General features: G+C 66.6%; 3 protein-coding genes. All 3 read right to left on the bottom strand.

Annotated elements, in window-relative coordinates; all coding sequences use genetic code 11:
• Positions 1-833: transposase (locus ACFOYU_RS15360; RefSeq protein WP_377034262.1), on the bottom strand; the 833-nt coding region annotated here is incomplete at its 3' end.
• A gap of 96 nt (positions 834-929) precedes the next feature.
• Entirely contained in the window at positions 930-1,277 is a 348-nt protein-coding gene (tnpB, locus tag ACFOYU_RS15355) for an IS66 family insertion sequence element accessory protein TnpB (RefSeq protein ID WP_262032342.1), read from the bottom strand.
• Complete coding sequence (locus ACFOYU_RS15350) at positions 1,274-1,645, bottom strand: transposase (protein ID WP_377034261.1); 372 nt, start codon at positions 1,643-1,645, stop codon at positions 1,274-1,276. Before ACFOYU_RS15350 ends, tnpB begins: the two co-directional genes overlap by 4 nt.
• Between the last annotated feature and the right edge of the window lie 46 nt (positions 1,646-1,691).

The following is a 1,691-nucleotide window of genomic DNA, read 5'->3' as shown; positions in this document are numbered from 1 at the left end:
GTCTTGCCCTTGGCCAGCACCGGCACCGGCGTGTCATCGGCATGCAGCCGCTCGGCCTTCATCACATGCTCGGCGATCAGAGCGCTCAGAGGCTGGGTCGCAACCGCGACCGCTCCCATCCAGTCGCACAGGGTCGAGACATCCAGATCGACGCCCTCCTGGGCGAACACCGCGCTCTGGCGGGTCAGCGGCAGATGCAGCCCGAACTTGCCGATCGTGATCTCGGCCAGCAGGTGGGGACCGGCACGGCCTCGCGGAATGGCATGGAACGGTGCCGGCGTCTCGGTGATCGTCTCGCAGGCCGCGCAGCTGAACTTCTCACGGACTGTCTGCACGACGATCCAACGCGCCGGGATGCGCTCCAGGGTCTCGGTCACAACCTCTCCGAGCTTGCGCAAGCCGCCGCCACAGCAGGCGCAGGCGGTCGGGCCAGGAAGAACCACGCGTCGGCGCGGCAGATGCCCGGGCAAGGGTCTGCGGGCGGGTTTGGTGCGCACTAACTCCTCGACCGTCCACTGAGGCGCACCCGGTGCTGCGGCGGCATCCTTCGCCTCGGCCTCGGCGTCCATGTGGGCGGCGCTCTCCTCCAGGTCCTCTAGGGCGAGCAACAGCTGCTCGAGACGGGCACTGCGTTCCGACGAGGTGCCGAAGTGCTGGCGGCGCAACTTGGCGATCTGCAGCTTGAGCCGCTCGATCTCCAGCTCCAGGGCATAACGGGCGGCGTGGGCCTGAGTGACTTCGAGCCGGGCGACTTCCAACGCAGCCCGCGCGATCTCCAGATCCCCCGCACGGGCTTCGGCCGCCAAACGGGCGGCGCGCTCGGCGCGGATCATCGCGTGAGCCTCAGTCAGACTGGAGGGGAGCGGATCAGGGTGATTTGCCACGCTTCGAGTGTGCCACGGAAGCGTTGATTTGCAAGGCTTTGTGGCTCATCCGGCGGCGGTTGGGCGCCAAGTTTGCTGGGGATTGCGCCAGTCGATGCCTTCCAAGAGATAGCCCAACTGCGCGGTGGAAATCGACACCGTGCCGTCTGCCGGCGAGGGCCACAGGAAACGACCCCGATCAATGCGCTTCGAGAACAAACAAAGGCCCTGGCCGTCGTACCAGAGGACCTTGATCAGATCGCCTCTGCGTCCCCGGAAAACAAACAGATTGCCCGAATGTGGATCGCGCCTGAGCGTCTCCTGCACCAGCAGGGAGAGGCCACCAAAGCCTTTGCGCATGTCAGTATGGCCGGTGGCCAGCCACACGCGCACGCCGGTCGGCACCGGGATCATGCCAGGCTCTCCACCACCTGCAGCACCCGCCGCAGCGCCTCGGCATCGACCTCGCGGTCCACGCGAATGCGGCGCCCGCGGCCCAAGACGATCTCGATCAGGCCGGTGCGCCGCGGTGAGGATACCGCCGGTATGGCCTGCACCGGCACGGGCGTGATCTCGACCGGCATGAAGGCGGGACCAGTGTCGCCCAGTCGGCCTTCGCGCGCCAGCCGGCGCCAGGTGAAGACAACGCTGGGCGCCAGACCATGGCGGCGGGCCACTTCGCTGACCGTCACGCCCAGCTGCATCGTCTCGTCCACGATCTGGAGTTTGTCCTGGAGGCTCCAGCGCCGCCGGCGCTCTGTGCCGAGAACTTCGATCTTCATTGATCTACTGACCTTAAAGCTAGCCTTAAGGTCAGAACGTCACGTG

Source organism: Microvirga sp. GCM10011540 (genome assembly GCF_042650665.1).
Classification (GTDB): domain Bacteria; phylum Pseudomonadota; class Alphaproteobacteria; order Rhizobiales; family Beijerinckiaceae; genus Microvirga; species Microvirga lenta.
The sequence above is the reverse complement of the archived record's forward strand: the minus strand, read 5'-3'. Positions and strand labels throughout refer to the sequence as shown.

Excerpts from the sequence above, each read along its gene's own strand:
- ACFOYU_RS15350 (WP_377034261.1), bottom strand. The coding sequence starts at position 1,645 with ATGAAGATCGAAGTTCTCGGCACAGAGCGCCGGCGGCGCTGGAGCCTC.
- tnpB (WP_262032342.1), bottom strand. The coding sequence starts at position 1,277 with ATGATCCCGGTGCCGACCGGCGTGCGCGTGTGGCTGGCCACCGGCCAT.